This window comes from Candidatus Melainabacteria bacterium RIFOXYA2_FULL_32_9 (assembly GCA_001784615.1).
In the GTDB taxonomy this organism is placed as follows: domain Bacteria; phylum Cyanobacteriota; class Vampirovibrionia; order Gastranaerophilales; family UBA9579; genus UBA9579.
In genome coordinates this window covers 1-7,604 of record MFRQ01000100.1, presented here as the reverse complement: position 1 = coordinate 7,604, position 7,604 = coordinate 1, and the positions used below count along the sequence as shown (strand labels likewise).

Annotated in this window: 7 protein-coding genes; all 7 read right to left on the bottom strand. The window is 30.1% G+C overall.

The genetic code is table 11. The features are described 5' to 3' along the window. Positions 1–79: 79 nt before the first annotated feature. Positions 80–1,723 carry a hypothetical protein gene (locus A2255_05165; GenBank protein OGI19251.1) on the bottom strand — a complete coding sequence of 548 codons (1,644 nt, stop codon included), beginning with the start codon at positions 1,721–1,723 and terminating at the stop codon, positions 80–82. A 34-nt stretch (positions 1,724–1,757) separates the two neighbouring features. Beyond that, complete coding sequence (locus A2255_05160; GenBank protein OGI19250.1) at positions 1,758–2,531, bottom strand: hypothetical protein; 774 nt, start codon at positions 2,529–2,531, stop codon at positions 1,758–1,760. Positions 2,532–2,537: 6 nt separating this feature from the next. After that, positions 2,538–3,221, bottom strand: a complete 684-nt coding sequence (locus A2255_05155; protein OGI19249.1) for a hypothetical protein — start codon at positions 3,219–3,221, stop codon at positions 2,538–2,540. Positions 3,222–3,239: 18 nt separating this feature from the next. Then, entirely contained in the window at positions 3,240–3,902 is a 663-nt protein-coding gene (locus A2255_05150) for a hypothetical protein (protein ID OGI19248.1), read from the bottom strand. Beyond that, positions 3,899–5,002, bottom strand: coding sequence for a hypothetical protein (locus tag A2255_05145; protein OGI19247.1), 1,104 nt, complete (start codon positions 5,000–5,002; stop codon positions 3,899–3,901). The genes A2255_05150 and A2255_05145 overlap by 4 nt, the downstream gene beginning before the upstream one ends. A 463-nt stretch (positions 5,003–5,465) precedes the next feature. Beyond that, the gene (locus tag A2255_05140; GenBank protein OGI19246.1) at positions 5,466–6,143 is read right to left on the bottom strand and encodes a hypothetical protein; all 678 of its coding nucleotides are present in this window, start codon (positions 6,141–6,143) and stop codon (positions 5,466–5,468) included. Between the two features lie 11 nt (positions 6,144–6,154). Further along, positions 6,155–7,604 (bottom strand): hypothetical protein (locus A2255_05135; protein OGI19245.1); only part of this gene is annotated, 1,450 nt, incomplete at its 5' end.

Sequence of the window (7,604 nt, the reverse complement as noted above, 5' to 3'; positions counted from 1 at the left end):
AAAAACTTTTTCTTGTTTACTTAATCGAGTAATACTAAAGAAGCAGGTAATTACCTGCTTCTTTAGTACTGTCTAAATATTAATTATAAGCTATATCATCAACTATTTTTGGGGTTATGAGAATTACTACTTCGGATTTATTGTGATCTAGTGTTTTATTCCTAAATAAAGATCCAAATACCGGTAAATCACCTGCGAATGGGATTTTACTTATATTTTCAATATCAGTTTCTTTAAGCAATCCTGCAATTGCAAGTGTTTCTCCTGATTTTACTCTGGCATCCTGAAGAATAACTTCTCTTGTTGAGATCAAATTTGCATAGCCATTAGCACCAAATGTTACTTCTCTCAGGAATGTTGTAATAGATGGTCTGACTCTCATTGTAATAAAGCCATTTTCACTTACCTTTGGCAAAATATTTAAAACAATACCAATATCGGATAATTCAGGAGAATATGTAACCATACCGGTGTTTGGTTCTGATGTAACGGTCATTCTGCTTACAATCTGGTCAGTAATTTTTACTAATGACTCACTTCCATCTAAAGCTAAGACAGTTGGATTAGCGAGTAATTTAGCTTTATTGGTTTTTACCAGAGCATTTAATCTAACGCCTATTTCTGATGAAACACTCTGAACGGTATTTAACATAATTCCAGCCTGGTCTGCAATTGTTGAAAGACCTGCACTATTTGTAGAAGAACCTGTTACTGAATTGAATCCGCCGGAAAAAGATCCAGATTGTGTGCCAAATAAGAGACCTAAATCATTATCGTCAGTTTTATTTAATTCTATAAGAGATACTTCGATAGAAACTTGTGGTAATGGTTTATCAAGATATTTTATGGTTTCTTGGGCCAGTAATATATCTTCTTGAAGACCTGCTACTAATATAGAATTAGTTCTGGTATCAGGAATAACTATTGCGCCACCATCATTATTGTTGACATCTATATCCTGAATAGCCGGGGTTCTATTTTGAATTTTAATTTCACTTGCAAGTTTTGACGCATCATTAAAACCTGCACCAGGATCCAATGTTTCAACTTTTCCTCTTACTGTTTTTGAGGAAATCAAGCTGCTTTGTCCGGTTGAGGGTCCTACTGTTGCAGAATTTTGCTGTTCGGCTGATTGATTTGCCACAGCTTGCATGGCTATTCCGGACCCGGATGATTCACTTACAGTATAGCCTTTATTAAATATACTTGCTTCTAAAAGTTTTGCTACATCAACAGCACTAGAGTTATTTAATTTAAAAGCCTTTATGAACTTTCTGTTTAAACCTTTTTTTGCCATGACGGGTCTTGATGCAACAAAAATAGTATTTCCTTCAACTCTGGATTCAAGTTCTTGACTGGTTAAAATTATCTTCATTGCTTCATTTAAGGATATATTCTTTAAATCAGCATTGATGTACCCCTGGACACTGCTATCCAGAACTATATTTTTACCACCTTCTTTAGCTATTATTCTTAAAATAGATGCAATATCAATATCTCTAAGAATTAAATCTATTTTTTTTGTATCTGGAAACGCTCTAAATTCAGTGGATAAGTTTAATAATTTAGTATCACTGCTGACTTTTACAGGGTTTATCTGCTTAATAGTGTTTTTTGGAGTTTCATTATCTGTAGTTTGTATGTTTTCAACAGCAAATCCTGGTAAAGATAAAATGAGTGTTGATAGTATCCAGGAAACGATTACTCTTTTTGTGCTAAACATATACACCTCGCATATATTAATTACTTTTATAATCTTATTTATTCAAATCCTTGAGCATTTTTATATCACTTCTATCCTCAATATCAGTTAGATTTTTGATGCTTTTTGTAATAATCTCACCGTCTTTCTTGAATTTTGCTATTAAGCTTTTAGAATCAATTTTTAAAACTTTGACTCCCTGGAATGTTTCATTAACCTTTAAGGATTCAGTGGATCCATTAACATTTACAATGACTTTATCGCCAACAAAACCTTTTACCGCCAAAGATTCTTTAAATTCCGGCATGGAATATGGATTTCTATTAAAGTCAAATTTTGGCAGATCACCAATAGTAGGCAATCCATTTATATAAGAAGGTTTTGGTGGTGGAGGTAAAATACCTGTTTTTGAATTATTGAATTTATATTGAGAATTTACTACTCCTGTACCCGAGAAAGGATCTGACTTTCCGGCAGTAGTCATTGCTAGTTTAGCCAATCTTGTTTTATCTGAAGGTTTAATTGTTTTTGTGAAATTAATTTTGTTAACAGTTTTATTTACTTCTTTTTCATTAGCAACAGGTTGTTTTGTTATAGATTCTTCTTTGTTGGCCTGTAAGTTTATTATAGTTTGAGAATTTGTATCGTTAGTTGCAATATCCTGTTGATAACATTTAAATTGTCTGTTTGAACTGCCATAATAGTAATATGTTCCGGCAAACAATAACAGGATAAGCAGAATTAACAATACTTTTTTAGTTTTTTCAGTTTTCTCTGCTTCAATCTCTTTTTCTTCAAGATTATTATCAATGAATTCTTCTTGACCCATTATAATTTATCCCTCTTTTTTAGGTTCATCAGAGTTAGATTCTGCTTCAATTAATTTCTCGGTTAATTTATAAATTGTACAATCAATTGTTAATTCTACTTTAGGCTTTATAGTATCTTTATCCTTTATAGAATTTGATATTGAGATACCATCAATTACGATTTCTCTTTGATAATTTTCTAAAGTACTGATAAATTTCATAATATCAGGGTAATGGCCAATAACTTTTATTTCTAAAGGTATTGCAAATAAGCTGACAGGTAATTCTTGAGTTTCTTTTTCTTTATTTCTTTTACTCTTTTTATTCTCTTCAGGTTCTTGTTGTTTTGGATCGATTATTTTAACAGGTTTTTCTGGACTTGAGCTGACAGAAAAGACTCTTACATTGAAGTTACTTGAGAATTTTCCAAGATCAACAAATAATATGGCCAGATCATCCTCTGAAGGAACTCTCATTTCAAAGTCAGCCAGCTTGTTTCTTAATTTTTGAACTTCTTTTAATAATTTTTTATTTTGCCTTAATGAATCTAGCTTGCATTGAGTTTCGCTTAAAGCTTGTTTTTCTGTCTCTAAGTCACTTTTTAGTTTATTTAAATTTCCTATTGCTGGCATTACTGCATATATAATAAATACTACGGTTAATAATACAGGCAATAAACTTATCAAAATTATTTTTCGTGATTTACTCATATATTTATCCTACTTTTCTTATTCTTTTGTTTCTTTTTCAGGCAATTTAAGAGAAGTTTCGATAGTAAATTTGTAAGATTCGGCTTTTTCGTCATATTCTGCAGATCTAATTAATGCGTTTGACAGATATGAGCTTAATGAACTGTTTTCATTAATATTTAAGGCAAAGAAAGAAATTAATTCTAAAGGATTTGCTTTTGGGTTTTTTCTTGGATTAAGTTGACCTTGTATGTTTAGACTTATTAATGTTTCTGAATTTACTACTGAAGTTGCCTTTAAAATTTTAGCTATTTGAATATCTTTAGGAACAGTATTTGCGATATCAGTTAAAATGCTGTACCAAGGCAATAAGGAACTTTCTATCTGGTTTAGTGCCAAAAATTTAATTTCAAGAATTTCCTTTTCTTCCAGTAGATTTTTATAAATTGAATTTGTAGTTACTAGTTCTACTTTTAATTTTTCGTGTTCATCCTTTAATTCTGTTAATTCAGAATCAAGCTTTTTGATCGAATGAAATGATGCAAACCAAACACCAACACATATAACAAATACAATACAAGCACAAGAAACTAATGTAATAGAAATAAATCTAGTTTTTTCATCAATATTTTCTATTAATGCTGATGTTTTTTTAACTTGCTTATTTTCATTTTCTATTAAATTTATGTTAATCGTTCTCAATCTTGCAATCCTTTCAGTGCTAAACCTACACTAGTTACAAGTGCGGGAATTTTTATCCCGTTAGTGAAATTTTCATCTATGTTATGGTCAATATTGTTTAGAGAATCACATAACATAGTATCAATTTTTAATCTATTTGCTATGTATTTATCAATATTTTCAACACATACGCCAGATCCACCTACTATTATTTTTTTAATTTCTTTATTTTCTGAATTTTGTGAATAATAAAACTCAATTGTTTTTTGAATTTCACTTGAAATATTATTATAAATATTTCTAACAACAGCTGCAGCCTTGCTTAATTGAGGATCTAAGTCTTCTACGTTCATGCCTGGAACGATAAGGGCAATTTCTGGTAAAAGTTTTTCAATAGCTGAATTGTCAATTTCAAGACTATGTGAAATTGAGTCAATAACGTTTTTTCTTCCTATAGGAACATTATTTGAAAATAAAGGCATGCCTTTATGGATTATATTTATATCTGTATTTTCATAGCCTATTAGTACTGATATGTACATATAATCTGAGTTATCTATTAACTCTGCATTTGCCAGGGTCCTAATCATTGCAAAAGGAGTGATGTCTATACTTGCAATATCTAATCCAGCATCACATATATGATCTACGTAGTTTTTTATCATTGATTTTGCTGAAGCAACCATAATAACATCTACTTTTCTGCCTGTTTCTTCTTGTCTTCTCGTATTTTCTAAAACGTCAAAATCAATATTAACTTCTTCAATAGGAATTGGAATATGCTTTGATGCTTCTTGTGGAGCAATTATCATAAGTTCATCTAAAGGTAAATCAGGTAATATAATTGTTTTAAGAAATATAATATTACTTGGCAGAGCTATATTTACCATTTTTGTGTCAAATTTGTTTTCATCAAACAGTTTTTTTAGAGTCTTTATAAAAACAGTAGAATTACTTATTAAGCCGTTTTGAATAACCTCTTCTGAAAAAGGTTCATAAGCAAGCTTCTTTAAGCTAAATCCTTTACTCTTTTTATGTAATAAAACTGCTGTAATGCCATTAGGGGCTATATCCAACCCTATTTGAGGCTTATGATTTCTTTTAAAAATGTTAAATACCATTCCTTACTTTAATCCTATTTTTTATATACCTACTCATTAATCTATTACTAATTAATGCCTGCTTATATCATTCATTTAAAGTATTTTATAGTTTTTTAGTAATCTCATTTAATCCTGACAAAATTATTGTTAAACTTTGGTACATTGCTTTAGATTTATTTGTTATCTCGTTTTAGTTAAGAATAATAAGGTTCTTAGGAATTAATTCAAGGCTATTTTATTTATCTTGTATAATACACCTTTTTTTAAAAAAACATAAGTTCTTGAAATAAAAAACTTTGTTTTGATTTTAAGAAAAAAATCATTGTAGTGAATTTTACTGGGTTTTGACTTAAAAAATTCAAGTTTACATTTTTTTACTTTTCAAAATCTAACTTCTTGTTTTCAAAAATACGTATACTTAAAAATGCTCTCTTAGCTACTTAAGAGAGCATTTTTAAGTATACGTATTTCTTTATTACTCTTAAAACTTTTCTTCCTGAGAATCGATAAGAATATTTTTCTTTAAAGCAGTCATAACTGCTTGTGTGCGATCTTCAACTTCTAATTTTTGGAAGATATTTTTTATATGTGTTTTTACTGTATTTAGGCTTATGTATAGATTTTCTGAAATTTCAGAATTACTGCATCCTCTTGCAATTAAACTTAAAATCCCTACTTCTCTTTCTGTTAATACTGATTCTTGGAATTTATTTTCTTTAGTTGATTTTTTAACAAAATTATTTAAGACTACTCTGGCTATTGCAGGATCTAACCAGGAAGCTCCTTCATGTGTAGTTCTTATAACAGAAATCAAAGTATCAGGATTGATATCTTTCATACAATAAGAATATGCTCCTGCGCTAAAAGCATCTATTACGTTTTGATCACCGTCATGTGAGGTTAGCATTATCACTTTAGTCAGCAAATTAAGCCTTTTTATTTCCCTTGCAGCTTGAATACCATCCATAATAGGCATTCCTATATCCATTAGAACCACATCAGGCTTTAGTTCCTGTATCATATCTATAGCTATTTTACCATTCTCTGCAATTCCAATAACATTAATATCGTTATACAGTTTAAATGTAGTGCTTAAACCTACTGTGGTGAGTTTAGAATCATCGGCAATTAGTATTTTGATAACTTGTTTTTCTTCCATATTAAAAATCCTTAAACTTGAACAGGTAATGTAAACTTGAAAGTAGCTCCTTTACCCTCAGCAGTTTCTACCCAAACATATCCTTTATGTTTTGTTATTACCTGATGTGTATAATATAAACCAAGCCCCGTGCCTGCGGGTTTTCTGCCTTTACTTAATGAAAATCTCTTGAATAATTCTTGTATATCCTCTCTGGTTATACCTATTCCATCATCTTTAACGCTAACTAAAACAGAATTAGAGATATTTATAGGTTTAATCAATGTAGTATACTCATCCATTCCTGTTTTAGGATTATAAATAGCCTTTTTATCTTCTATTAGTTTAATTGAGCAAATAATTTGACCTCTATGAATGCCATTAGTAATAGCGTTACTTATTAAATTATGCAAAACCCTCTTTATTTCTCTTTCATCAGCTATAATATGAATATTATCCTTATTTGAGTCTAGAGAAATAATTATTTTCTTATCTTGTGCAAGGGATTTTATTTGATCTATAGAGTCTTTAACCAGCTTAACAATATCAAATTCAGATTTAATAAGATTAGTATTACCTGAATCATATCTATATACTTCCAGAAGTGTGCTCACCATTTCTAAGGAAGAATTGTTTGTACTTTTGATTAACTCTAAAACATCTTTTTGCTCTTCTGTTATGGGGCCATAAGCTTCTTTTAATAAATAACTTATAGTCTGATTTTCAGCTAACATAGGAACCTTAAGGTCATGAGTTAAGGTAGCAACGAAATTATCTCTTAATTGCTCTTGATTTTGTAAATTATCTGCCATTTGATTAAAGGTTGCAGACAATTGAGCCATTTCATCATTTCCCTTGATATTTACTCTTTGATGTAAATATCCTGATGCTATAGATTTTGCAGCAATTACAAGTTTTAAGATAGGAGTTGTTATTGTTCTTGCAAAGAGAGCAGCAATTACAATAGCTACGATTAAGCTTATTACTGAAATTAAGCTGATTAACTTTATATTATTGTTTCCTGGTTCAGTAAATTTGTATTCAGGAATTCCAGTATACACTACACCAACAATATCACCGGAAAAGTTTTTTATAGACTCATATTGTCCCATTTCAAATCTGTTTGGCTGCTGCATTCTTACAAAGTAGGTATTACTGGATTTAAAATGATCCATAAAGTCGCTGCTTAGAAGTTGTTTTTCAAATTCAGCGTTATTGTCAGCTAATTCCAAATTTGTTGTGACAATTTTAGGCTTTTTATCCTGAATTTCAAAAACAGTTAAACTTGCTCCTGTCATACCTTTAATTATATATGGAATCCCCCCTTTATCTTTTAATGATTTAGTAACAAGTAAGGCAGCTATAACTTGTTTTTTATCATTAAAAATGGGAGAAACAGCAATGTGAGAAAGTCCTAACGAATTATTGCTTTTTGAAAATAACCCGTTGTTTTTTATGCCGGATATAATGCTTGAATCGGGT